The sequence below is a fragment of the Streptomyces davaonensis JCM 4913 genome, from assembly GCF_000349325.1.
GTDB classification, from domain to species: Bacteria; Actinomycetota; Actinomycetes; order Streptomycetales; family Streptomycetaceae; genus Streptomyces; species Streptomyces davaonensis.
The window spans coordinates 5087561-5110102 of record NC_020504.1 but is presented as its reverse complement, the minus strand read 5'-3'; the positions used below and the strand labels follow the sequence as shown (position 1 = coordinate 5110102).

General features: G+C 69.7%; 23 protein-coding genes. 12 read left to right on the top strand and 11 right to left on the bottom strand.

Annotated features, from left to right (window positions below; all coding sequences use genetic code 11):
• Positions 1 to 202 precede the first annotated feature (202 nt).
• Entirely contained in the window at positions 203 to 1282 is a 1080-nt protein-coding gene (gene hisC, locus BN159_RS22520; protein ID WP_015659306.1) for a histidinol-phosphate transaminase, read from the bottom strand.
• A 418-nt stretch (positions 1283 to 1700) separates the two neighbouring features.
• On the opposite strand from hisC, the gene BN159_RS22515 reads away from it, so the two are divergent.
• The 3 genes from BN159_RS22515 (at position 1701) to BN159_RS22505 (ending at position 5196) form a co-directional block, all read left to right on the top strand.
• Positions 1701 to 2813: a LacI family DNA-binding transcriptional regulator gene (locus BN159_RS22515; protein WP_041819657.1), complete on the top strand. Its 1113-nt coding sequence runs from the start codon at positions 1701 to 1703 to the stop codon at positions 2811 to 2813.
• A 201-nt stretch (positions 2814 to 3014) separates the two neighbouring features.
• Positions 3015 to 4133 carry a metallophosphoesterase gene (locus BN159_RS22510; RefSeq protein WP_015659304.1) on the top strand — a complete coding sequence of 373 codons (1119 nt, stop codon included), beginning with the start codon at positions 3015 to 3017 and terminating at the stop codon, positions 4131 to 4133.
• Between the two features lie 193 nt (positions 4134 to 4326).
• A complete protein-coding gene (locus BN159_RS22505) occupies positions 4327 to 5196 on the top strand; it encodes a hypothetical protein (protein ID WP_015659303.1) in 870 nt (289 codons plus the stop codon).
• A gap of 81 nt (positions 5197 to 5277) precedes the next feature.
• Here the strand turns inward: BN159_RS22505 and BN159_RS22500 are convergent, their stop codons facing one another.
• Positions 5278 to 6675 (bottom strand): VWA domain-containing protein, encoded by a 1398-nt coding sequence (locus tag BN159_RS22500; protein WP_015659302.1) that lies wholly within the window; start codon positions 6673 to 6675, stop codon positions 5278 to 5280.
• A gap of 4 nt (positions 6676 to 6679) precedes the next feature.
• Entirely contained in the window at positions 6680 to 7132 is a 453-nt protein-coding gene (locus BN159_RS43230; RefSeq protein ID WP_063608150.1) for a winged helix-turn-helix transcriptional regulator, read from the bottom strand.
• Here BN159_RS43230 and BN159_RS22490 point away from each other — a divergent pair.
• A complete protein-coding gene (locus tag BN159_RS22490; RefSeq protein WP_015659300.1) occupies positions 7124 to 7537 on the top strand; it encodes a YybH family protein in 414 nt (137 codons plus the stop codon). The two genes, BN159_RS43230 and BN159_RS22490, sit on opposite strands and share 9 nt — an antisense overlap.
• A gap of 69 nt (positions 7538 to 7606) precedes the next feature.
• On the opposite strand, the gene thiC is transcribed toward BN159_RS22490, so the two are convergent.
• The gene (gene thiC / locus BN159_RS22485) at positions 7607 to 9394 is read right to left on the bottom strand and encodes a phosphomethylpyrimidine synthase ThiC (RefSeq protein ID WP_015659299.1); all 1788 of its coding nucleotides are present in this window, start codon (positions 9392 to 9394) and stop codon (positions 7607 to 7609) included.
• Positions 9395 to 9644: 250 nt separating this feature from the next.
• Here thiC and BN159_RS22480 point away from each other — a divergent pair, with 250 nt between their 5' ends.
• Positions 9645 to 10982 (top strand): YibE/F family protein, encoded by a 1338-nt coding sequence (locus BN159_RS22480; protein ID WP_015659298.1) that lies wholly within the window; start codon positions 9645 to 9647, stop codon positions 10980 to 10982.
• A gap of 107 nt (positions 10983 to 11089) precedes the next feature.
• On the opposite strand, the gene BN159_RS22475 is transcribed toward BN159_RS22480, so the two are convergent.
• The 4 genes from BN159_RS22475 to BN159_RS22460 all read right to left on the bottom strand — a co-directional run bounded on the left by BN159_RS22475 (position 11090) and on the right by BN159_RS22460 (position 13515).
• Complete coding sequence (locus BN159_RS22475) at positions 11090 to 11527, bottom strand: SsgA family sporulation/cell division regulator (protein ID WP_015659297.1); 438 nt, start codon at positions 11525 to 11527, stop codon at positions 11090 to 11092.
• 111 nt (positions 11528 to 11638) lie between these two features.
• Positions 11639 to 12568, bottom strand: coding sequence for an IclR family transcriptional regulator (locus tag BN159_RS22470; protein ID WP_015659296.1), 930 nt, complete (start codon positions 12566 to 12568; stop codon positions 11639 to 11641).
• A 231-nt stretch (positions 12569 to 12799) separates the two neighbouring features.
• On the bottom strand, positions 12800 to 13012 hold the full coding sequence (locus BN159_RS22465) for a DUF5326 family protein (RefSeq protein ID WP_015659295.1): 213 nt from the start codon (positions 13010 to 13012) through the stop codon (positions 12800 to 12802).
• Positions 13013 to 13197: 185 nt separating this feature from the next.
• On the bottom strand, positions 13198 to 13515 hold the full coding sequence (locus BN159_RS22460) for a cupin domain-containing protein (protein ID WP_015659294.1): 318 nt from the start codon (positions 13513 to 13515) through the stop codon (positions 13198 to 13200).
• Positions 13516 to 13575: 60 nt separating this feature from the next.
• On the opposite strand from BN159_RS22460, the gene BN159_RS22455 reads away from it, so the two are divergent.
• The 5 genes from BN159_RS22455 (at position 13576) to BN159_RS22435 (ending at position 17339) form a co-directional block, all read left to right on the top strand.
• Positions 13576 to 13953 (top strand): phage holin family protein, encoded by a 378-nt coding sequence (locus BN159_RS22455; RefSeq protein WP_015659293.1) that lies wholly within the window; start codon positions 13576 to 13578, stop codon positions 13951 to 13953.
• A gap of 5 nt (positions 13954 to 13958) precedes the next feature.
• Complete coding sequence (locus BN159_RS22450; RefSeq protein ID WP_015659292.1) at positions 13959 to 14450, top strand: low molecular weight protein-tyrosine-phosphatase; 492 nt, start codon at positions 13959 to 13961, stop codon at positions 14448 to 14450.
• Positions 14447 to 15649, top strand: a complete 1203-nt coding sequence (locus BN159_RS22445; RefSeq protein ID WP_051113536.1) for a cystathionine gamma-lyase — start codon at positions 14447 to 14449, stop codon at positions 15647 to 15649. Before BN159_RS22450 ends, BN159_RS22445 begins: the two co-directional genes overlap by 4 nt.
• A gap of 239 nt (positions 15650 to 15888) precedes the next feature.
• Positions 15889 to 16794 (top strand): LysR family transcriptional regulator, encoded by a 906-nt coding sequence (locus tag BN159_RS22440; protein WP_015659290.1) that lies wholly within the window; start codon positions 15889 to 15891, stop codon positions 16792 to 16794.
• A gap of 62 nt (positions 16795 to 16856) precedes the next feature.
• Complete coding sequence (locus BN159_RS22435; RefSeq protein ID WP_015659289.1) at positions 16857 to 17339, top strand: NUDIX domain-containing protein; 483 nt, start codon at positions 16857 to 16859, stop codon at positions 17337 to 17339.
• A 2-nt stretch (positions 17340 to 17341) separates the two neighbouring features.
• Here the strand turns inward: BN159_RS22435 and BN159_RS22430 are convergent, their stop codons facing one another.
• On the bottom strand, positions 17342 to 18562 hold the full coding sequence (locus tag BN159_RS22430) for a globin domain-containing protein (protein ID WP_015659288.1): 1221 nt from the start codon (positions 18560 to 18562) through the stop codon (positions 17342 to 17344).
• Between the two features lie 365 nt (positions 18563 to 18927).
• Positions 18928 to 19560, bottom strand: coding sequence for an HAD family hydrolase (locus BN159_RS22425; RefSeq protein ID WP_015659287.1), 633 nt, complete (start codon positions 19558 to 19560; stop codon positions 18928 to 18930).
• A 199-nt stretch (positions 19561 to 19759) separates the two neighbouring features.
• Between BN159_RS22425 and BN159_RS22420 the strand changes: the two genes are divergently transcribed.
• Positions 19760 to 20626, top strand: coding sequence for a GNAT family N-acetyltransferase (locus BN159_RS22420; RefSeq protein ID WP_015659286.1), 867 nt, complete (start codon positions 19760 to 19762; stop codon positions 20624 to 20626).
• 77 nt (positions 20627 to 20703) lie between these two features.
• Here the strand turns inward: BN159_RS22420 and BN159_RS22415 are convergent, their stop codons facing one another.
• A complete protein-coding gene (locus BN159_RS22415; protein ID WP_015659285.1) occupies positions 20704 to 21912 on the bottom strand; it encodes an MFS transporter in 1209 nt (402 codons plus the stop codon).
• 139 nt (positions 21913 to 22051) lie between these two features.
• Here BN159_RS22415 and BN159_RS22410 point away from each other — a divergent pair, with 139 nt between their 5' ends.
• On the top strand, positions 22052 to 22522 hold the full coding sequence (locus BN159_RS22410; RefSeq protein WP_015659284.1) for a MarR family winged helix-turn-helix transcriptional regulator: 471 nt from the start codon (positions 22052 to 22054) through the stop codon (positions 22520 to 22522).
• Positions 22523 to 22542: the final 20 nt, after the last annotated feature.

Here is a 22542-nt window from a genome sequence, read left to right as displayed (position 1 = left end):
AGCACAGCGGCAAGTTTGCCCGGTATGCCCCGTACATCGCGGGACACCCCGGACACGCTTGTGAACGCGTTCACATTCACAAGCAATTATGACGTACTGATTTTCGACAATGGAAGGGGGGTACGTCTTGCGAACAACGGAACAGGCCCCGGGGGTCCCGAGGCCTGTTCTGCCGGTGTCCTTCGGCCCTACGAAAGGGGTCTCACAGCTCCTTGCGGAACCCCTCGGTCACCTTCAGGAAGATGTCGTTCGCCTCGGTCTCCCCGATCGTCACCCGCACGCCCTCGCCCGCGAACGGCCGGACCACCACGCCGTGCTGCTCACAGGCGGCCGCGAAGTCGACCGTGCGCTCCCCCAGCCGCAGCCACACGAAGTTGGCCTGGGTCTCGGGCACCGTCCAGCCCTGGGCGCGCAGCGTGTCGACCACGCGAGCGCGCTCCCCGACCAGCGAGCCGACCCGGCCCAGCAGCTCGTCCTCCGCCCGCAGCGAGGCCACGGCCGCGTCCTGCGCCAGCTGGCTCACGCCGAAGGGCACCGCGGTCTTGCGCAGCGCCGCCGCGACCGGCTCATGGGCGATGGCGAAGCCGACCCGCAGCCCGGCCAGGCCGTACGCCTTGGAGAAGGTGCGCAGGACGCAGACGTTCGGCCGGTCCCGGTAGATCTCCACGCCGTCCGGCACCTCGGGGTCGCGGATGAACTCACGGTAGGCCTCGTCCAGCACCACCAGCACATCGCCGGGCACCCGGTCCAGGAACCGCTCCAGCTCGGGCCGCTTCACGACCGTACCGGTGGGGTTGTTGGGGTTGCAGACGAAGATCAGCCGGGTCCGGTCGGTGATCGCGTCGGCCATCGCGTCCAGATCGTGCACATCACCCGAGGTCAGCGGCACCCGTACCGAGGTCGCACCGCTGATCTGCGTGATGATCGGGTACGCCTCGAACGACCGCCAGGCGTACATGACCTCGTCGCCGGGCCCCGCGGTGGCCTGGAGCAGCTGCTGGGCGACGCCGACCGAGCCGGTGCCGGTGGCCAGGTGGGAGAGCGGGACGCCGAAGCGGTCCGAGAGCTCGTTCATCAGACCCGTGCACGCCATGTCCGGGTAGCGGTTGAAGGCGGCGGCCGCGGCCGTCACGCTCTCCATCACCCCGGGCAGCGGCGGATAGGGGTTCTCGTTGGAGGACAGCTTGTAGGCGACCGGGCCGCCGGCCGCGGCGGGCTTGCCCGGCTTGTAGGTGGGGATACCCTCCAGCTCGGCGCGCAGCTTGGGGCTCGTCTCGCTCACCGCAGTCCTCCTCGCGACCACCGGCGGTCCGTCGTCACCACCGGCTTTCCAATGCTTCTCACCTTATGAGGATTCGGCCCCGCTGCGTACAGGTCGGAGCAGACCTCCTCCGTCACACCGGCATCACGGGCATCACGTCGCGAACCGTACGAATCGGGGGGCGCGTCACACATATATCTACGCGCCGGTGGCTCACGCCGTGGCGCGCATCACCCGTGAAGGTGAGTTGAGACCTCTTCGAAACATCGAGAGCTTGGCAGGTGTGCGCACTCCGACAAGTCACACATCGCCATCGAAGGGCTCAACTCCCTTGCATTCCAATGCTTTTGACGGTGTATGACCATGCAGAAACGTGCCTGTCAACCGCTGCATATGCGTCCGCACTACCCCACCGCATGAGCCCTACTATCGGCTCGCCATGACAGCAGCAGGGAAGCACCAGGTGAGCCGCGCGGAAACCGCCCGCCGGGGCAACCGGCCGGGCCGGGCAGGCATCAGAGACGTCGCCGCCGCCGCCGGAGTCTCCATCACGACCGTCTCCGACGCCCTCAACGGCAAGGGCCGGCTCCCCGACGCCACCCGACGCCACGTCCGCGAGGTCGCCGACCGGCTGGGCTACCGCCCGTCGGCCGCGGCCCGAACCCTCCGTACCGGCAAGTCAGGACTCATCGGCCTGACCGTGACGACGTACGGGGATGAACCTTTCACCTTCACCGAGTTCGCCTACTTCGCCGAGATGGCCCGCGCCGCCACCTCCGCGGCACTCGCCCGCGGTTACGCCCTGGTCATCCTGCCCGCGACCTCCCGCCACGACGTGTGGTCCAACGTCGCCCTGGACGGCACCGTGGTCATCGACCCGTCCGACCAGGACCCGGTCGTCAGTGAACTGGTCCGACAGGGTTTACCGGTCGTCTCCGACGGCCGCCCGGTCGGCTCGCTGCCGGTCACCGCCTGGGTCGACAACGACCACGAGGCCGCCGTCCTCGGCATCCTGGACCACCTCGCCGACGCCGGCGCCCGCCGGATCGGCCTGCTGACCGGGACCACGACGGACACGTACACCCATCTGTCCACCACCGCCTACCTCCGCTGGTGCGAACGGGTCGGCCAGGACCCGGTGTACGAGGCCTACCCGGCGCACGATCCGTGCGCGGGCGCGGTGGCCGCCGACCGGCTGCTGGCCCGCCCCGACCGCCCGGACGCCGTCTACGGTCTGTTCGACCCCAACGGCACCGATCTGCTCGCCGCCGCCCGGCGCTACGGGCTGCGGGTCCCGGACGACCTGCTGCTGGTCTGTTGCAGCGAGTCCACCGTCTACGCCAACACCGAGCCGCCCATCACGACGCTCTCGCTCAAACCGCGGCGGATCGGCACGGCGGTGGTGCAGCTCCTCATCGACGCGATCGAGGGGGTCGAATCGGATCAACCGGTCGAGCAGGTGATACCGACCGAGTTGATCGTGCGTACCTCTTCCCAGCGACGTCCGCCGCGGACGACCGTCAGTCCGCCGCGGTCACCCGAGGAGCAGTAGAACCCGACCGGAAGGCAGGCGGTAGAAGCCCTGCCCAACCGGGGCGAAAGCCGCGGTGAACCGGAGCACTGCTCCGATTCACCACCCCTGGGACATCACATGGCGCGATCCGCATTCCTATGATGGGCCCACGACACCGCGGGCCGCTGCGACCAGGCAGTCCGACGCGGTGCAGATGCGGCGCGATGGTGGAGGGGTCTGATGACTCAGGGGGCCGGTCAGGGACCCGAGGTGGAGCGGACGGCGACGTTGCGCGACTTCCGGGTACCCGCTTACGTCCACGAGACCGGTCCGTACGTCCAGCGCTCGCATCCGGACGTCATCGCCGTGCACTCGGGAGACGGCGCGCACCCGGGCGACGCCGCGCCGCCGGCGGAGGAGGGACACCCGGAGGGGTACACCCCCACCCGGCGCGATCTGCCCGTCATCAACCGCCGCGGTGACACGCTCCAGGTGCCCCTCGCGCCGATGGCCGCGCAGACCGTGCCGCAAAGCAGCGGTCCCGGCCCCCTGTTCGTCGTCGGCGACGTCCACGGCTACCTCGACGAACTGATGGCCGCGCTGCGGGAGAAGGGCCTGATCGACGCCGCGGGCAACTGGTGCGCGGGCACCGCCCGGCTGTGGTTCCTCGGCGACTTCACCGACCGCGGACCCGACGGCATCGGCGTCATCGACCTCGTGATGCGGCTGTCCGCCGAGGCGGCCGCGGCCGGCGGCTACTGCAAGGCCCTGATGGGCAATCACGAACTGCTGCTGATCGGCGCCAAGCGGTTCTCCGACACCCCCGTCAACTCCGGTGCGGGCACCGCCACCTTCCAGGCGGCCTGGCTGCTCAACGGCGGGCAGAAGACCGACATGGACCGCCTCCAGGACCACCACCTCCAGTGGATGGCCCGCCTGGACGCCATGGAGGAGGTCGACGGGCATCTGCTCGTCCACTCCGACACCACCGCCTACCTCGACTACGGCCGCTCCATCGACCAGGTCAACGACACCGTCCGCGAGACCCTCATCCGCAATGACGCGGACGAGTGCTGGGACCTGTTCCGCAAGTTCACCAAGCGCTTCTCCTTCCGCGACGAGGGCGGCTCGGACGCCGTGCGCTCCCTGCTCGATACGTACGGCGGCACTCGCATCGTTCACGGCCACAGCCCGATTCCCTATCTGCTGGGCGAGGTCGGCTCCGAGGACGGCGAGGACAACGGCGGTCCGGTCGTCGAGGGACCGCATGTCTACGCCGACGGTCTCGCCATCGCGATGGACGGCGGAGTGACCATGGCCGGAAAGCTGCTGGTCCAGCAACTTCCACTGGATAACTGAACGTTCACTGGGCAGACGTCCCCCCGGGCCGGAACGACCGGAGATGGCGCAGGCCAGGGCCCAATTTCTGGAAACCCCCTGTCACCGTGTGCCGTCACCGCTCTACCATCGGCTTATCCGTAGCAGGCTCCCCTCCGTTTCTGCCCGACGGCTCGTTGCCATGCGAGCCCCAAGCCCTACGGAGCATCGGGGGATGCACATGAACAGCGTTCCGCAGCACCTGCACAGTGAGGACCGCCAAGAGTACGAGCGGATCCTCGATGAGGCGCTGCGCTCCGCGCCAACCCGCCCGGAACTGGCCGCTGTCGGACAGCGGCTCAACCCCGAACAGCTGCGCACCATGGCGCTCAACGCCTCCGCGATCATCACGGCGGCCGCGGCGACCGAGTACCAGCACTATGTGAAGGTCCGCGAGGAACTGCGTCATCCGGCGCCGTCCACCCCGTCCGTCCGCGAGTCCGGCTCCACCGAGTCGGGCAGCGGCGCGATGGGGCTCGCCGCCACCATGGGAGAGGCCACCGCCGAGACCGCCGGCGCGGGTGTCGTCGCCGTCGCGGCCGTCCTCACCCCCGTCCTCGCCGGGATCGCCGCGGCGATCTTCCTGCTCGTGGGTTACATCCTGAAGATGCTGACTCCCGAGCCGGCGTTCGCCCAGACCATGCTCACCACCGGTTGGGTGTTCGGCGCCGTGACGGCGGCCGCGATCCTCGTCGCCGCCGTCGGACTCCTGCTCACCGCACTGCGCAACCGGCCGGCGCTCGACTCCGGCCCTTACGGGGAGCTGAGCGGTGAGGTGGCCCGGGCCAGGGAAGTCTGGCGTGAAGCCCTGCTGGAGCGCGGCATCCTGCCGTTCCTGCGGGACGCGCTGGCCGACCCCGGCACCGCCGCCGCCCTGCACCGCACCGCGCCCACGGCACCGACGAGCCGTATCCCCAGTCTCGGATACGACCGTCCGGGCTTCAGCAGCCCCGGCGAGGGTCCCGGCACGGGTCCGCGCCCGAGCTTCAGCAGTCCGGACTACACCAGCCCGGATTTCGGGGGCCCGGAGCACCAGCCGGAGTGACCCCGGCCCCTCGGCTTGCGCCCCCACAGCGGGGAGCGCAAGCCGAACGTCCGAGGTGCCGTTTCCTGGTTCCGTGATCCTTCAGAGGATGCCCGCGCCGCGTGCGGCGACCGTCCACTGCGGGAACTCCGAGAGCAGCCGGTCGTACAGCTCCTGGTCGGGGACGGTGCTGATGTCGTCCACCGCGAAGAAGCCCACGTTGTCGACGCGTCGGCCGCGCATGGTGTCGAAGCGTTCCAGGATGCCGTAGTCGGATTTGCCGAGGCCCACGAACTGCCAGAAGATCGGCTCCTCGACGGCTGCCCGGAGCTCCTTCTCGATCTGGGCGTTGCGGTAGATGCCGCCGTCGGAGAAGAACAGCACGAGGGTGGGCGCGGCGGCGGGGGTCTGGCGGACGTAGTCGCGGACCTCGGCGATCACCTTCTGTTCCTCGTTCTGGATACCGACCGAGCGCATGTCGACCTGGCTGTCCTCCAGGCCCTTCTTCCGCTTCTTGCCGCCGAAGAGGCTCAGTTCACCGCAGCGCACATGCAGCCGCGTCCACTCCGGCAGCTCGCCGATCCGGAAGTCGGGCAGCCTGGCCGGGTTGGAGGCGAAGGTCCAGGCCTGCATCTCACCGTCGTCGTCCAACTGCGCGGCCACGGCGGCCATCCGCTCCACGACGTCCGCGACGACGCCCCGGGAGTACAGGAACGACATGGACCCGGAGGCGTCCAGGACCAGGATGACGCGGGCCGTGATCCCGGTCGCGCCGTGCTTGCTGAGACTGACCGCGACCTGCTTCTTACGGAGGTCCAGCCGCTTGCGCATGTCCACGGGCAGGTGTTCTTCGCCCTTGGTGAGGTTGGGGGAGGCGACCGGAGGCGCGACGGGCTGCGCTGCCGGCATCGGGGGTGCGGCGGGGGCGGGTTGTACGGGCGCGGCGGGCGCCGGGGCCGGTGCCGCGGCCTCCTCCTCGTCCACCGTGATGCCGAAGTCCGTCGCCAGCCCGGCGAGGCCGGACGCGTACCCCTGCCCCACCGCCCGGAACTTCCACTTCCCCTGGCGCAGATACAGCTCCCCGCCGATGAACGCGGTCTCGGTCCCGGCCTCCATGACGAAGTACGCCAGCTCGGCCCGGGTCCGCTCGTCGACCAGCCTCAGCTTCAGTCCCGGCACCTGACCGAACGTGCCGCCGTCGGCCGAGGCGCACAGCACGATCCGCTCAATGGCCGGCTCCAGCGACCCGAACTCCACCGCGACGGTGTCCGTCGTGATGCCCGCGTCCTGCTGCTTGCCGAGGTGGTTCACGGCCTTGGAGGCGTGGTGCGGCTGGTTGTAGAAGACGAAGTCCGCGTCGTCCCGTACCCGTCCCGCCGCCGTGAGCAGCAGCGCCGAAGCGTCCACGTCGGGCACGCCCGGACCGTGGGACCAGGTCAGCTCCACACGCACGGCCGTCGCGTCGACGGGAAGGTTGGCGCCCTTGCTCAGTGCTGTCATGGGATCAGTGTGCCGACTGATCCCGTTCCGCCGGAAGGGCTCCGGTGAGCCGCTGAAGCGCCTCCCCCGTGGCGTAGAGCTGAACGAGCAGCGGCCGCAGGGCGAGCCCCGCCCCGGTCAGCGCGTACCGCGTCCGTACGGGGAACCCCCGACGGCGCTCCACCGCCACCAGCCCGCGCTCCTCCAGCATCCGCAGCCGCTCGCTGAGCACCTTCGCGGACAACTCCGGGAGCAGACCCCGCAGTTCCGTGAAGCCTCTGGGCCCACCCATCAGCTCCCGCAGCACGAGTGTCGCCCAGCGGCCCGAGACCGCCGCGAGGGCGACCTCGACGGGACAGTCCGGCTCGGGACGCCGAGTCCGGCCGCGCGGACCGGGGACCAGCTCGGGATCCCAGGACGCGTCGCTTTCCGTTTGGTGACCTACGTCGCCGGTGTGTTCGCTGGCCGCATGACCCATTCCCCCAGTCTGCCTCTGGCGACCGAGGCCGCGGACCATCCGTACGTCTTCGAGCGCGCCTTCAACACCTTCGACCCCGAGGTCCTGGACCGGGTCTACGAACCCGACGCCGGGTTCGTCCCCCGCCCCGGGCTCCTGACCACCGGCACGGAACGGCTCCACGCCAACGGCGAGTTCCTCGCCCTGCGCTGCCCGATCCGCGTCGCTCCGCGTCATACGTACGTCGTAGGCGATCTCGCCCTGCTGATCGTGGACTTCGTGATCGCGGGCACCGCCCCGGACGGCAGCCCGGTCCACCTCACCGGCACCGCCACGGACGTGGCCCGCCGCGGCCGGGACGGCCACTGGCGCTATGCGATCGACAACCCCTTCGGTGTGGCCGAAGAGACCGCCGCCCCCGCCTGAGGCCTCCGTTTCACGTGAAACATCGGCCTCGGGCAGGGGCAGGGCATAGGCAGCAGGGACGGCCGAGCCTCAGTCCGCGATCGGCAGATACACGCGATTGCCCGCCGCCGCGAACTCCTTCGACTTCTGCGCCATGCCCTCCTCGATCTCCCCCTTGGTGCCGCCGTGCTGACGGCGGATGTCCTGGGAGATCTTCATCGAGCAGAACTTCGGACCGCACATGGAGCAGAAGTGGGCGGTCTTCGCGGGCTCCGCCGGGAGGGTCTCGTCGTGGAACTCCCGGGCCGTGTCCGGGTCGAGGGCCAGGTTGAACTGGTCCTCCCAGCGGAACTCGAAGCGGGCGTCCGACAGCGCGTCGTCCCAGTCCTGGGCGCCGGGGTGACCCTTGGCGAGGTCGGCCGCGTGGGCGGCGATCTTGTAGGTGATGACGCCGGTCTTGACGTCGTCGCGGTTGGGCAGCCCCAGGTGCTCCTTGGGCGTGACGTAGCAGAGCATGGCCGTGCCCCACCAGGCGATCATCGCGGCGCCGATGCCGGAGGTGATGTGGTCGTAGGCCGGGGCCACATCCGTCGTCAGCGGACCGAGCGTGTAGAACGGCGCCTCCTCGCAGATCTCCTGCTGAAGGTCGATGTTCTCCTTGATCTTGTGCATCGGGACATGGCCCGGGCCCTCGATCATCGTCTGTACGTTGTGCCGCTTGGCAATGGAGTTCAGCTCGCCGAGCGTCCTCAACTCCGCGAACTGCGCCTCGTCGTTGGCGTCCGCGATCGAGCCGGGCCGCAGGCCGTCGCCGAGCGAGTACGTCACGTCATAGGCGGCGAGGATCTCGCAGAGCTCCTCGAAGTTCTCGTACAGGAAGCTCTCCTTGTGGTGCGCGAGGCACCACGCGGCCATGATCGAGCCGCCGCGCGAGACGATGCCGGTCTTGCGGTTGGCGGTCAGCGGGACGTACGGCAGGCGGACGCCCGCGTGGACCGTCATGTAGTCCACGCCCTGCTCGGCCTGCTCGATGACCGTGTCCTTGTAGATCTCCCAGGTCAGTTCCTCGGCCTTGCCGTCGACCTTTTCGAGGGCCTGGTAGAGCGGCACCGTGCCGATGGGGACGGGGGAGTTGCGCAGCACCCACTCGCGGGTGGTGTGGATGTTGCGGCCGGTGGAGAGGTCCATGACCGTGTCGGCGCCCCAGCGGGTCGCCCAGGTCATCTTCTCGACCTCCTCCTCGATGGAGGACGTCACCGCGGAGTTGCCGATGTTGGCGTTGACCTTCACCAGGAACCGCTTGCCGATGATCATCGGCTCGATCTCCGGGTGGTTCACGTTCGCGGGCAGGACGGCACGCCCCGCCGCGATCTCCTCACGGACCACCTCGGGCGCGACGTTCTCCCGGATGGCCACGTACTCCATCTCGGGCGTGATCTCGCCGCGGCGGGCGTAGGCGAGCTGGGTGACCGCCTGGCCGTCCCGGCCCCGGCGCGGAAGTCGGGGCCTTCCCGGGAACACCGCGTCGAGGTTGCGCAGATTGCCGCCGCGCGGCGAGGTGTGCTTGATCCCGTCGTCCTCGGGACGGACCGGACGGCCCGCGTACTCCTCGGTGTCGCCGCGGGAGATGATCCAGTTCTCCCGCAGCGGGGCCAGACCGCGGCGTACGTCGGTGTCGACGAGCGGATCGGTGTACGGACCGGAGGTGTCGTACAGCGTGACGGACTGCCCGTTGGTGAGGTGCACCTGGCGGACCGGCACCCGTAGATCGGGGCGCGAGCCCTCGACGTACGCCTTGTGCCAGCCGATGGACTTCCCGGCCTCCTGGGACTTCTCGTCCTGGCTGGAGGCAGGCGTGCGTGCGTCCTTGATGGTCATGAGACCTACTCCCTACGCCGGCATTACCCGGTAACAGGTTCGGCGGTCGACGCAGCGATATCCGTCTGCCGATGTCCCGTGGGGAATGTCACTCTCGCGTGACGTTCCACGTGAAACATGGCTGGGACGGAGGTCAGCGCCCTCTCAGCCCGGTGCTCCGAGCTCCCGCGTGTACAAAGGTGCCCCCACGCTAGCGTCAATTCGGGCGCGGTGACCAGGGGGCCCCTTTCGTTCTTGCGATGATCGGTCGGTGACCTCGACGCATGAACCCTCCGGCCATTCCCCCGGCGGCCATTCCCACAGCCATGCCCACGGTCCGGCGGCACCGGTCTCCAAGCATCTGCGCAAGGTGATCGCCGCCGTCCTCATCCCGTTCGCCGTGGCGGTGGTCGTCGGGCTCGTGGTGCTGTGGCCCGGCGGCGCGCCCTCCCACGAGCGCACCGGGGTCGGCTTCGACCGGCAGACCCAGCAGGCGACGGTCACCGAAGTGGAGAGCGTGAGCTGCTCCTCGGTCAACGCCTCCGGGGTCCCGCCGACCGGCGACACCTCCACTGCCGAGGGCTCCTCGGCACAGCAGCAGGCCGACGGCACCTGCGACAAGGCGACGATCCGGATCGACACCGGCAAGGACAAGGGCCGGACCTTCACCGAGATCGTGCAGCCGGACCAGTCCCGGCAGCTGCACGAGGGCCAGGAGGTCATCGTCGCGTACGAGCCCTCGGCGCCGAAGGACCTTCAGTACGCGGTCACCGACGTCAACCGCCGGGTCCCGATGGCCGTGCTCGCGGGCATCTTCGCGCTCGCCGTCGTGCTCGTGGGGCGGCTGCGCGGGCTCATGGCACTCATCGCGCTGGCCATCAGCTTCCTCGTGCTGACCCTGTTCATCCTGCCCGCCATCCTCCAGGGGTCGAACCCGCTGGTCGTGGCGGTCGTCGGGTCCAGCGCCATCATGCTGATCGCCCTGTACATGTGTCATGGCCTGTCGGCCCGAACATCCGTGGCGGTTCTAGGCACCCTGATGTCCCTGCTGTTGATCGGCATCCTCGGCTCCGTCTTCATCGACTGGGCCGCGCTCACCGGCAACACGGACGACAACACCGGTCTGATCCACGGGCTGTACCCGGAGATCGACATGAGCGGCCTGCTGCTCGCCGGCATCATCATCGGCTCGCTGGGTGTCCTCGACGATGTGACGGTCACCCAGACCTCGGCCGTGTGGGAGCTGCACGAGGCCAACCCCACGATGGGCTGGCGCGGGCTCTACCGAGCCGGTATCCGCATCGGCCGGGATCACATCGCGTCGGTCGTCAACACTCTGGTGCTCGCCTACGCGGGCGCCGCGCTGCCGCTGTTGCTGCTCTTCTCCATCGCGGAGAGCAGCGTGGGCACGGTCGCCAACAGTGAGCTGGTGGCGGAGGAGATCGTGCGCACGCTGGTCGGCTCGATCGGCCTGGTCGCCTCGGTCCCGCTCACCACGGCCCTCGCCGCGCTGGTGGTCGCGTCCGACCGCCCCGAGGGACAGCCCGCGGAGGCCGGAGGCCGGCCCGCTCCGGCGCGTGGGGGACGGGGGCGGCGGAGGAAGCGGTGAGGCCCCAGGCGGAGGCCTCCGGGCGCCCCTCCAGGTGAAGAATCGTTCCTGCACCCCCTCCACGCTGAAGCGTTACGGCAGTTCGACCCCCGCCGTGCCGTAACGCTTCAGCCCGCGCTCTGTTCCTCCGCCAGGATGCGGTCCAGAGCCTCGTCGAGGCTGGCGTCGAAGTCGGACAGCGCACCCTCCTGGCCGAGCGGCACCAGCTTGTCGGTGCGGTCGAGGAAGGCGATGAGCGGCGCCGAGGAGGAGCGGAACAGAGCGTGATCGCCGCCGACCTGAAGCCGGATCAGCACGTCGCCGAGGGTCTCGGGGTCGGCCGGAGAGACCCGCACATCGCCCTCGCCGCACGCCCGGCCCACCCCGTCGATCAGCAGCTCGCGCCCGAACGCCCAGGTCACCGGAGCGTCCCCGGGCAGATGAAAGGTCAGCCGCACGGCATAGGGATCAGAGGTCGCGTACCGCAGCTCCACCGGAATGCGGAAGGAGAGCTCCTCGGAGACGAGAAAGCTCATCATGACCTCTGCCTGTACGGACTCGCGCATCGCCTACCCCGTCATCTGCCGTCGTATCGGCGTCGTATCGGCCAGGAATGATCCGCCTGACACTGAAGGAATCTTGCTGAACGTACACGGGAGATCACAAGGAGTGAGTTTTCAGATGCTGATAGAGATCGCCAGCGACCCGAGATGGCGTCCGATCTCGGTCTGCAACTGCCGTGCCGCGGCCAGCAGTCGATCGGCCTGATGGGACGGAAGGGAGATGGCCATCGTCGCCGCGGTGGTGCCCACGGTGATGGGGATCGCCGCGCACACCGTGCCCAGCGCGTACTCCTGACGCTCGGTCACCAGCTCCATGCGCTCCATCCGGTCCAGCCGCCGGAGCAGGCTGCGGTCGTCACCCACGGTGTACGGGGTGACGGGCTGCACCGGATAGCGCTCCAGATGGTCACGGCGAGTGGCCTCGTCCACCTGGGCCAGCAGACACTGCCCGATGGCGTGCGCGTGCCCGGTCTCCCGGAAGTCGGCCCACTCCTCCACCGCCGGGTTGCCGGGGGTGTCGGAGACGCACATGACCTCGATCTCGCCCTCGCGGTACACCGCGTAGTACACGGGTGCGCCGATGGCATCCCGCCAGTGGGCCAGTGCGTCGGCGACCGTGCTGCGACGTTTCTGCTGTGCTCCGCTGCTGCTCAGCCGCTCAGCGGCCTCACCGAGAAAGAACAGCCCTTTGTCGCGCCGTAGATAGCCCTCGTGGACCAGGGTGCGCAGCAGGTGGTAAGCGGTGGGCAGCGCAAGGCCGTTCTCCCGGGCCAATTGCTTGGCGGGGGCGCCGTGTTCGTGCTCGGCGACGGATTCCAGCAGGCGCATGGCGCGCTGCACGGATCCGATGAGCGTCGCGTTGTGCGCGCCGCCGGAGGGGTGCGTGGGCGCGGAGTCGGCACCGTCGACGGAGTGCGCGTGCGCGGAGTCCTGCGGTGTCGGCTGGGTCGGGGGCCGCACGCAGGTCCCGGTGCCGGGGTAGGGGACCCGGGCGGACGCTCGGGTTGCGTGGGTCTCGGAGAGGGCGGTTTCAGCCGTGGCCAAGGGTCACTCCCGAAGCGCGAGGGGGCAGCCCGTGCGGGGAACACGGGTGGGGGTGTACGCCGCTCGCGGGGTCGTCCCCGCGTCGATTTCCGGACTCTATTCGTCCGTCACCGCTCGCAGACGGCCTGCCCGCAAAACTTCCCTCGGCCGAGGGAACCGATGATTCTGGTTACCGCTCATCGGTGCCCGCGGGTCCCTCTCCGGCGGCGCCGCGCGCCTCGGAGCAGTGCCTCAGAAGTCGTGCCGCGAGGAGGAGCTCGACGTGAACTTCCGTACGACATAGATCAGTCCGCCGACCAGGGCCACAAAGACCAGCAGCTTGAACAGCAGCCCGATGACGAAGCCGACGACGCTCGCTATCAGCCCGCCGAACACGACCAGGGCGATGACCGGCACCGCGATCCACTTCACCCACCACGGCAGTCCCGCGAAGATCTCACCCATCGCCCTCGTCCTTACCTCTCCGCCCGTCGCAGTGCCGGGTCCTGTCGGACGGCCCGCGTCTGGTCCACGGGTCCCGTCTTCTACCTTGCCTGCCTTCGATGCTAGGGCCGCGGAGGGGCCCGGCGGGGGCCTCGCACCCCCTGTCCTCCCCTGATCCATCCCCTAGGGAATCCGGGGATCGGCCCTCAGCTCTCCGGCGGAGAGAACACCACGAGCACCCGCAGATCCTCGCTGATGTGGTGGAACTTGTGGGCCACCCCGGCCGGCACGTACACCACACTGCCCCGCGCCACCTGCGTCGTCTCCATGCCCACGGTGATCGCGGCGCGGCCGCTCACCACGAAGTAGACCTCGTCCTGGCTGTGCGGCTTCTGTGGATCGTGCTCACCCGCGTTCAGCGCGTACAGACCGACCGACATGTTCCGCTCGCGCAGAAACTGTAGGTAGGCGCCCTCGTTGGCGGCGCGCTCCGCCTCCAGTTCATCCAGCCGGAAAGCCTTCATCGCTCTTGTCCGCCCTCATCCCTCTGCTCGTATCCGATCTCGTCTGCCACGATCAGACACATGAAGAATTTTGTAGTCAAGACGATCGCCAACGCGGGCGCCCTGGCGGTCGCCGTGTGGCTGCTGGACAAGATCACCCTCACCGGTGACAGCACGGGCAAGAAGGTCGGCACGCTGCTGCTGGTCGCGCTCATCTTCGGCCTGGTCAACTTCCTGGTGAAGCCGATCGTGAACCTGCTGAGCCTGCCGCTACTCATCCTCACACTCGGCCTGTTCACCCTGGTCGTGAACGCGCTCATGCTGCTGCTGACCTCGTGGCTCGCCGACAAGTTCGACCTGAGCTTCCATGTCGAGGGCTTCTGGACCGCGGTCCTCGGCGCCCTGATCATCTCGATCGTCTCCTGGGCGCTGAACGTCGTCCTGCCCGACGGGGACTGAGCCCGATGACCTACCGCGTCTGCTTCGTCTGCACCGGCAACATCTGCCGCTCCCCGATGGCCGAGTCGGTCTTCCGGGAGCGCGTGGCCGAGGCCGGTCTCGACTCTCTGATCGAGGTCGACAGCGCCGGCACCGGCGGCTGGCACGAGGGCGATCCGGCCGACCCGCGCACCGTCTCCGTGCTGGAGGAGCACGGGTACGACGGCGGGCACACCGCGCGCCAGTTCCAGTCCTCCTGGTTCGCCCGGCTGGACCTGGTGGTGGCGCTCGACGAGGGGCATCTCAAGGCGCTGCGCCGGCTCGCCCCGACCGAGCAGGACGCGGCGAAGGTGCGGCTGCTGCGGTCCTACGATCCCGCCGCCGGTGACGAACTCGACGTGCCGGACCCGTACTACGGGGGCATGGAGGGCTTCGAGGAGTGCCTTGAGATGGTCGAGGCGGCGAGCACCGGGCTCCTGGAGGCCGTACGCGAGGCGGCTCAGGGGCGAGCGGCATGAGCGGGGCAGCCCGGCTCCCGGGGTCCCAGGGATCTCATGAGTCTCAGGACTCTCCAGGATCTCTGGGATCCCTGGCGTCCCTGGGGGAGGGCACGCGGGCCGTGCGTGCCGGGCTGCCCGAGCCGGTCAAGCACGAACCGACCCTGCCCGGACCGGTGTTCGCGGCCCACTTCCATCTGCCGGGCGAGCCGACCGGCCCGTACACCTACGGCCGCGACGAGAACCCGACCTGGACCCGTCTGGAGCGGGCCGTCGGCGAGTTGGAGGCCCCGGGCGAGGACGGCGTCGAGACGCTCGTCTTCGCCTCGGGCATGGCCGCGATCTCCTCGGTCCTCTTCTCCCAGCTGCGCACCGGCGACACGGCCGTCCTGCCCAGCGACGGCTACCAGGCACTGCCCTTGGTGCGCGAGCAGCTGGAGGCGTACGGCGTCCGGGTGCGGACCGCGCCGACCGGCGGCGACGCCCAGCTCGACGTCCTCGACGGCGCCCGGCTGCTGTGGATCGAGACGCCCTCCAACCCCGGCCTGGACGTCTGTGACATCCGGCGCCTGGTCGAGGCGGCACACGCGCGGGGCGCCCTCGTGGCCGTCGACAACACGCTCGCCACACCCCTCGGGCAGCGCCCGCTGGAGCTCGGCGCGGACTTCTCCGTCGCGAGCGGCACCAAGCAGCTCACCGGGCACGGCGACCTCCTGCTCGGCTACGTCTGCGGCCGCGGCGGTGCGCCGATGGCCGCCGTACGCCGCTGGCGCAAGATCGTCGGCGCGATCCCCGGGCCCATGGAGGCCTGGCTCGCGCATCGCTCCCTCGCCACGCTCCAGTTGCGGGTGGACCGGCAGGACGCCACCGCCCTCGCGGTCGCCGAGGCGCTGCGGGACTGGCCCGAGGAACTCGGCGTGCGCCATCCGGGCCTGCCGTCCGACCCCTCCCACGCGATCGCCGTACGGCAGATGCGGCGCCATGGGTGCGTGGTCTCCTTCACGCTGCCCACCCGCGCGCGGGCCGAGCGCTTTCTCGGCGCGCTGCGGCTGGTGGACGACGCGACCAGCTTCGGCGGGGTGCGCTCCACGGCGGAGCGGCGCGGACGCTGGGGCGGAGACGCGGTGCCGAAGGGGTTCATCCGGCTCTCCGTGGGCGCCGAGGACCCCGAGGACCTGGTGGCCGATGTGCTGCGTGCGCTGAAGGAGTCGGCGGGCTGACCGCCTCCGGCTGAGGGCGGCTACGGCTCGACGAGTGGGCCGCTACGTACAACGGACGGTCCGAGCCTCCCCCCTCGTGGCTCGGACCGTCCTCGGTTCCGCGCGCGAAGAACCGCGCGAACAAGGCTAGTTGACTCTGTGTCAGTGTCCAATCACAGTAGCGACAGAGACCTATCGACTTATTTATAGTTGGGCGCGGCCGGGGGGCTGAGGGAGGTCGGAGAAGGGGAGGGTGCGCCATGGACTTGGCCTTGCTGCGCACCTTCATCACAGTGCACCGGGCCGGTTCCTTCACCCGCGCCGCCGCGCTGCTCGGGCTGTCCCAGCCGGCCGTGACCTCCCAGATCCGCACCCTTGAACGGCAACTGGGCCGGCCTCTCTTCCTGCGCCAGGCCCGCGGGGTGACCCCGACGACCATCGGCGACGAGCTGGCGCACAAGGCGGCGCCCCATCTGGACGCCCTGGTGGAGATCACCGAGGCCGGTCTCGACGACGAGTCCTCCTTACGGACGCTGCACCTCGCCGGGCCTCCCGAGTTCACCGCGGAACGGGCGCTGCCCGCGCTCACCGAGCTGACCGGCGAGGACGGCCAGGGCTTCGCGCTGCGGGCGTCCTTCGGCACTGCCGAGGAGACGCTGGAGGGGCTGGCCGCCGGGCATCATGATCTGGCCATCAGTACGGCCCGCCCACGCGGCGCTCTGCTCACCGCGACTCCGCTCTGCGACGAGGAGCACGTCCTGCTGGCCGCCCCGCGCTGGGCCGAGAAGATCGGTTCCGGGGCGCCGCACCACAAGGGAGCACCGGCGCTGGACGAGGTCCCGGTGATCGAGGTGCATGAGTCGCTGCCCTTCGTCTCCCGCTACTGGGCCTCCGTCTTCGACTCCCGCCCGGCCGTCCCCGGCACCGTCATCGTCCCCGATCTACGGGCCGCCCTGGCCTGCGCGGTCGCGGGCGCCGGTCTCGCGGTGCTGCCCCGCTATCTCTGCGCCCCCGCTCTGGACCGCGGCGAGGTCGTCGCCCTGCACGAACCCGCCGTTCCACCCCTGCGGACGTACTTCCTGGTCGTGCGCACGGGCACGCTGGCGATGCCGCATGTCGCGCGCGCCCATGAGTGGCTGTTGCATGCGGCGGCTGAATGGTGCTGAGCGCCAGAGAAAGGTGATCAGCGCGATGTTTCACGTGGAACCAGCCGGGCCACATTTCTCCCATGACCGTCCGACCCGTGGTCAAGCGCACCGCCCGCGCCGTTCTGCTGGACGGTGACGACCTGATCCTGATCAAGCGCACCAAGCCCGGCGTGGATCCCTACTGGCTGACTCCCGGCGGCGGGGTCGAGCCGACGGACACGACCGTCGTGGACGCCCTCCATCGCGAGGTGTACGAGGAACTCGGCGCCAAGATCGTCGATGTCGTGCCCTGCTTCGTCGACACCGTCGAGCACATCGGCGAGGACGGCGGCGCGACCGGCGTGAAGGTTCAGCACTTCTTCGTCTGCCGTCTGGAGTCGATGGACACGGCCCTCAGACACGGGCCGGAGATCGACGAACCGATCGGCGAGTACGAGATCGTGCGGGTGCCGTTCACCCGCGTCGGCATCGCCTCCGTCCATCTCGTCCCGCTGTCGCTGCGGCACTATCTCGACGGCAACATCGAGGGCGTACGGGCGATGCACGCACCGGACCTGGGCTGAGCTCAGCCGCTCGCGGTGACGTGTTCCTCCAGCGCGTCATGCCGTATGCGCGCCGAGGGAATCCCGCTGGCCCGCAGAACGTCCACCCCGCTGCGGATCATGCCCGGCGGGCCCGAGACATAGGCGTCGTACTCGTACCAGGGCCCGAACGACCGGATGGCGTCGGGCAGCTGGATCAGTCCGTTCCGGTCGACGACCGGGCGGACCTCCAGCCAGGGGTGGGACTGCTGGAGCCGGAGCATGGTGTCGATGTCGTAGAGGTCGTGATCGCTGCGGGCGCCGTAGAACACCTCGACCGGGCGGCGTCCGCCGTGCTCGGCGACATCCTCGACCAGGGCCTTCATGGGGGCGATGCCGGTGCCGCCGCCCAGACAGAGCAGTCCGCTGTCGGTGGTGTGGTCGACGGTCATCGAGCCGGCCGGTGGACCCAGCCGGAGGATGTCGCCCGGTCGGGCCCGGTGCACCAGCGCGTTCGACACCCACCCGGCGGGGACGGCCTTCACATGGAACGACAGCAGCCCGTCGGAACGCGGCGCGGAGGCGAAGGAGTAGTGCCGCCAGATCCGCGGCCACCAGGGCGTCTCCAGGCTGGTGTACTGGCCCGCGAGAAAGGGATAGGGCTGGTCGGGGCGGACGGTGACGACCGCGACATCGCGGGTCCGCGGCTCGTGCGCAACGACCTCCGCGTACCACCAGGCCGGAGCGCGCAGCTCGTCCGTGGCCGCCGCGTCGATCATCACCTGCGAGATCGTCGTGTACGTCCGCACCCAGGCCGCCTCCGTCTCCGCGTCCCAGACGGAGGCGTACTTGCTCAGCGCCCCGATCAGGCACTCGCCCACGGCCGGGTAGTGCTCGGCGCGCGTGCCGTACTTGCGGTGCCCCCGGCCCAGGTTCTGGAGATAGGCGACCAGCACCTCCGTGTTGTCGATGTGCTCGGCGGCCGTGAGCAGCGCCTTGAGCAGCCGGTCCCGCTGGGTGTCCATCGCGGCCGGGAACAGGGAGCGCAGATCGGGGTGGCGGACGAAGAGCAGCGCGTAGAAGTAGGACGTCACCTTGTCGGCCACGGGGCCGACCTCGGCCATCGTCCGGCGGATCAGAACGGCGTCCGGGGAAGCCTGCTGAGCGGGTACGGGTGCGGTTGTGGACTCGGGGCGCGGTGCGAACCAGTCGCCCCCGCCGCCGGAAGTGCCGTTGTCGGCCGACGTGGTGGTCGGAGCGTCCATGGTGTGTGCCTCGCCTCGAACATCTTTCGGTCGGTCTGCGCACTTCCCTGCTCGGAAGTTGCCTGCGTTCCCCCGCAGACGGCTTGCTTTCCCGTTCGGCGCCACGGCCAATGCGGCCACATTCAACCCGGATTCACACGCGGTACCACCGCATAAGCGCAAATGCGGGTCTTGGATCACTCCGTCCCGTTAGGCTGCATCGCCCATTTCTCGGTGCGCACGGGTCCTGTGCGCTCCTTTCGGAGGCCGTCCCGGTTGCGAACGGGAGGCGAACCGGAGTCGACCCTACCGGCCGACGGCGCGCGCACAAGTCCCTCCATCCACAGTCACTTCGCGACCAGGGGCGACGCTCCGATTTCGTTCAACTACCGTGCAGGCTGCACCAATTCATAGGCTTCCCACAGATCCCTCCCCGTGTAGGCATGGGTCGCCAGACCGGTCAGATGACGGTCCGCGTTGATCGCCACGGAGATCGGTACGACAGCGAACAGATCGGTGTCCGACATGGAGTCGCCATAGGCGATGCAGTCGGCCCGGGTGACCCCGAACTCCGCGCACAAGCGGTCGGCTATGTGCACTTTGGCGGCGGCGCTGAGAACTCCGGCCGGATCGACCGGCTCGGTGAACGGCACGGCGGGGAAACGGGAGCCATGAGCCGCATGCGCGCCCCACCCGGTGAGCCGCTCGACGAAGAAGGACGGCGAAAGGGAGACGACCGCGCAGTAGTCCCCTTGCCGTCGGATCTCCGCCCAGACCTCACGGATCCGCGCCAGCCAGGGAGCACCCTCGAAGGCGGCCGTGACATGCGCGTCGGTGAGCTCCGCCCAGAGCGCGTGCGCCCGCACCGCGTACTCCGGCGAGTCGATCCTGCCCTCGGAGATCGCCCGGTCCAGCGCCACCGACTCGGCTTCCAGGCCGAGTTGCCGTGAGATCTCCACGGGCGCGGTGCTCCCGTGCAGAAGGGTGCCGTCGAGGTCGAAGAGATGCAGTCTCGCCATGACCGTTGAGGCTAGTGGGCCTTGGCCGGTCGTCCCCGGGGTCATCGCTTGAAGCTGGTGCGCTGTTCGTCCATGTTTCACGTGAAACAGCCTGTGCGTGTCCACGCCCTGTGACCTTGGCCATGACATGGCCAAAAGGTCGTACGTCTCGCCGGAAACGGCTGGACGGCGAGGCCACCGGTCAGACAGCCTGACCTGCGTGCCGACTCCTTCCGCCGCCGCTCTGCCCATCCGCCGCCTGACGCTCCGCGATCTCACCGCCTGCGCCGACCTGTCCGAGAACCGGGGATGGCCCCGGGAGGAACACAAGTGGGGCTTCCTCCTCAGCGCCGGGAGGGGCTACGGCATCGACGATCCCGAGGGCGGGCTCATCAGCGCCTGCGTGGTCACCCGGTACGGCCCCCACGAGCGCCCCGATCTGGCGGCCATCGGCATGGTCCTGGTCGCCGAACGGCACGCCCGTCAGGGCATCGGACGCCACCTGATGCGGCACGTCGTCTCGGACCTGGACACCATCCCCCTGACGCTGCACGCGACGCCGAACGGCCGCCCGCTGTACGAGGAGCTCGGCTTCAAGGCCACCGGCCGGGCGGAGATGCTGTGCGGCCGCTTCACGCCCCGAGGAGCGGAACCGCGGGTCGCCACGCGAGCGGCCACCGCCGAGGACCTCACCGCGATCCTCCGGCTCGACGAGGAGGTCTTCGGCTCGGACCGCACCCCGCTCATCACCCGGCTGCCCGCCTTCGCCGACCAGCTGCGGGTCGCCGAGGAGGACGGCCGGATCACCGGGTACGCGGCCGCCTGGCCCAACATGGACACTCATGTCGTGGGCCCATTGATCGCCCAGGACACCCGGACCGCACAGGCCCTGATCTCCTCCCTCGCCGCCCACACCGACCGACCGCTGCGCACCGACATCGACGTACGGCACGAAGAGCTGCTGGCCTGGGTCAAGGAGCGGGGCCTTGCCTCCGTCGCCTTCAACGCGGTGATGACCTACGGCATGGACGAGCTGCCCGGAGACTGGCAGCGCCGGTTCGCCCCGCTCACGGTGGCGGCGGGCTGAGCCCCCACTGACACGAAGAGCGCCGGTTCCTCGGGGAACCGGCGCTCTTCTTCGGTCAGCGGTGGGCGAGTCTTCGGTCAGCGGTCGGCGAGCGCCTGCTGCTCGGCGGGCGCGGTCCCGGCCACCACGGCACTGGGCTTGCGGTCCCGGCGCTCCAGGGCCGCCGAGAGGAAGGCCAGGAGCAGGGCGGCCGCGGCGAGGGCGGCGCCGACCCAGTTGGGGGAGGTGTAGCCCAGGCCGGCCGCGATGACCAGACCGCCGAGCCAGGCGGAGAGCGCGTTGCCGAGGTTGAAGGCGCCGATGTTCACGGCGGAGGCCAGCGTCGGAGCGCCATGGGCCTGGTCCAGGACGCGCTTCTGAAGCGGCGGCACGGTGGCGAAGCCCAGGGCGCCGATGAGCGCGATGGTGACGGCCGCGAGGACCTTGTTGTGGGCGGTGAAGGTGAACAGGGCCAGCACCACGGAGAGGGCGCCCAGCGAGACGTACAGCAGCGGCATCAGGGCGCGGTCGGCGAACCTGCCGCCGACGAGGTTGCCGCCGACCATGCCGAGCCCGAAGAGGACCAGCAGCCAGGTGACCGAGCCCTCGGCGAAGCCTGCGGCGTGGGTCATCATCGGCGCGATGTAGGTGATGGCCGCGAAGACCCCGCCGAAGCCGAGCACGGTCATCGCCATCGCCAGCAGTACCTGGGCGTTCTTGAAGGCGGCCAGCTCATGGCGCAGCCGTACGCCTTCCGGCCGGGGCAGGTCGGGGACGAGCCGGGCGATGCCGACGAGGCCGACCACACCGAGCGCGGCGACGATGCCGAAGGTGACCCGCCAGCCGACGGACTGTCCGACGAAGGTGCCGAGCGGCACTCCGACCACGTTGGCGACGGTCAGCCCGGTGAACATCATCGCGATGGCGCCCGCCTTCTTGTCCGGGGCGACCAGCTCGGCGGCGACGACCGATCCGATGCCGAAGAAGGCACCGTGGGCCAGTGAGGCGACCACCCGGCCGATCAGCATGACGGCGAAGGCGGGGGCGAGCGCGGACAGCAGGTTCCCGGCGATGAACAGGGCCATCAGCAGCATCAGCATCCGCTTGCGGGAGACCTTGGTGCCGAGCACGGTCATCAGCGGTGCGCCGGCCACCACACCGAGGGCGTAGCCGGTCACGAGCAGACCCGCGGTGGGGATCGAGACCCCGAAGTCGCTCGCGACCTCGGGCAGCAAGCCCATGATCACGAACTCGGTCGTTCCGATTCCGAAGGCCCCGATCGCCAGGGCCAGGAGCGCGAGCGGCATGGGGTGCCACCTTCCCAGAAGATTGCAGGAGAGCTTTACGTGCCAACACAATACTTGCGTGCGCGCTATATTTGCAAGCGAAGGCAATTGCGGCCCTGGTCCACCCTGGCTGCGGCCGCTCCGGGACGAAGGAGACCCCATGACTGCGACGGACCCCGCGCTCACCGCCCTCGCCCAGGGCTGGTGCGCCCTCTCCCTGCTGCACGGGCGGATCGAGGCCCACATCGAGCGCGCCCTCCAGACCCGGCACGATCTGAGCGTGCGGGAGTACTCGCTGCTCGACGTGCTCAGCCGCCAGCACGACGGTGAGGGCGGCCACCTCCAGATGAAGCAGGTCGCCGACGCGGTCGTGCTCAGCCAGAGCGCCACCACCCGTCTGGTGACCCGCCTGGAGGACCGCGGACTGCTGGCCCGCTATCTGTGCCGCACCGACCGGCGCGGCATCTACACCGACGTCACCGAAACGGGCCTGAAGCTCCTGGAGGAGGCCCGGCCGACCAATGACAGCGCCCTGCGGGAGGCGCTGGACACGGCCGCGGGAAATCCCGAACTGGAGCCGCTGGTCCGGGTCGTGGAGTCCCTGCGGGTTCCCGTCCCCGCGCAGGCGTGAGCCGATCCCGTCCGCAGGCC

What these genes read in the sequence shown, in the direction of transcription:
- BN159_RS22515 (WP_041819657.1), top strand. Translation starts at nt 1,701, where the DNA reads ATGACAGCAGCAGGGAAGCACCAGGTGAGCCGCGCGGAAACCGCCCGC.
- BN159_RS22510 (WP_015659304.1), top strand. Translation starts at nt 3,015, where the DNA reads ATGACTCAGGGGGCCGGTCAGGGACCCGAGGTGGAGCGGACGGCGACG.
- BN159_RS22505 (WP_015659303.1), top strand. Translation starts at nt 4,327, where the DNA reads ATGCACATGAACAGCGTTCCGCAGCACCTGCACAGTGAGGACCGCCAA.
- BN159_RS22500 (WP_015659302.1), bottom strand. Translation starts at nt 6,675, where the DNA reads ATGACAGCACTGAGCAAGGGCGCCAACCTTCCCGTCGACGCGACGGCC.
- BN159_RS22490 (WP_015659300.1), top strand. Translation starts at nt 7,124, where the DNA reads ATGACCCATTCCCCCAGTCTGCCTCTGGCGACCGAGGCCGCGGACCAT.
- BN159_RS43230 (WP_063608150.1), bottom strand. Translation starts at nt 7,132, where the DNA reads ATGGGTCATGCGGCCAGCGAACACACCGGCGACGTAGGTCACCAAACG.
- thiC (WP_015659299.1), bottom strand. Translation starts at nt 9,394, where the DNA reads ATGACCATCAAGGACGCACGCACGCCTGCCTCCAGCCAGGACGAGAAG.
- BN159_RS22475 (WP_015659297.1), bottom strand. Translation starts at nt 11,527, where the DNA reads ATGCGCGAGTCCGTACAGGCAGAGGTCATGATGAGCTTTCTCGTCTCC.
- BN159_RS22465 (WP_015659295.1), bottom strand. Translation starts at nt 13,012, where the DNA reads ATGGGTGAGATCTTCGCGGGACTGCCGTGGTGGGTGAAGTGGATCGCG.
- BN159_RS22460 (WP_015659294.1), bottom strand. Translation starts at nt 13,515, where the DNA reads ATGAAGGCTTTCCGGCTGGATGAACTGGAGGCGGAGCGCGCCGCCAAC.
- BN159_RS22455 (WP_015659293.1), top strand. Translation starts at nt 13,576, where the DNA reads ATGAAGAATTTTGTAGTCAAGACGATCGCCAACGCGGGCGCCCTGGCG.
- BN159_RS22450 (WP_015659292.1), top strand. Translation starts at nt 13,959, where the DNA reads ATGACCTACCGCGTCTGCTTCGTCTGCACCGGCAACATCTGCCGCTCC.
- BN159_RS22445 (WP_051113536.1), top strand. Translation starts at nt 14,447, where the DNA reads ATGAGCGGGGCAGCCCGGCTCCCGGGGTCCCAGGGATCTCATGAGTCT.
- BN159_RS22440 (WP_015659290.1), top strand. Translation starts at nt 15,889, where the DNA reads ATGGACTTGGCCTTGCTGCGCACCTTCATCACAGTGCACCGGGCCGGT.
- BN159_RS22435 (WP_015659289.1), top strand. Translation starts at nt 16,857, where the DNA reads ATGACCGTCCGACCCGTGGTCAAGCGCACCGCCCGCGCCGTTCTGCTG.
- BN159_RS22430 (WP_015659288.1), bottom strand. Translation starts at nt 18,562, where the DNA reads ATGGACGCTCCGACCACCACGTCGGCCGACAACGGCACTTCCGGCGGC.
- BN159_RS22425 (WP_015659287.1), bottom strand. Translation starts at nt 19,560, where the DNA reads ATGGCGAGACTGCATCTCTTCGACCTCGACGGCACCCTTCTGCACGGG.
- BN159_RS22415 (WP_015659285.1), bottom strand. Translation starts at nt 21,912, where the DNA reads ATGCCGCTCGCGCTCCTGGCCCTGGCGATCGGGGCCTTCGGAATCGGA.
- BN159_RS22410 (WP_015659284.1), top strand. Translation starts at nt 22,052, where the DNA reads ATGACTGCGACGGACCCCGCGCTCACCGCCCTCGCCCAGGGCTGGTGC.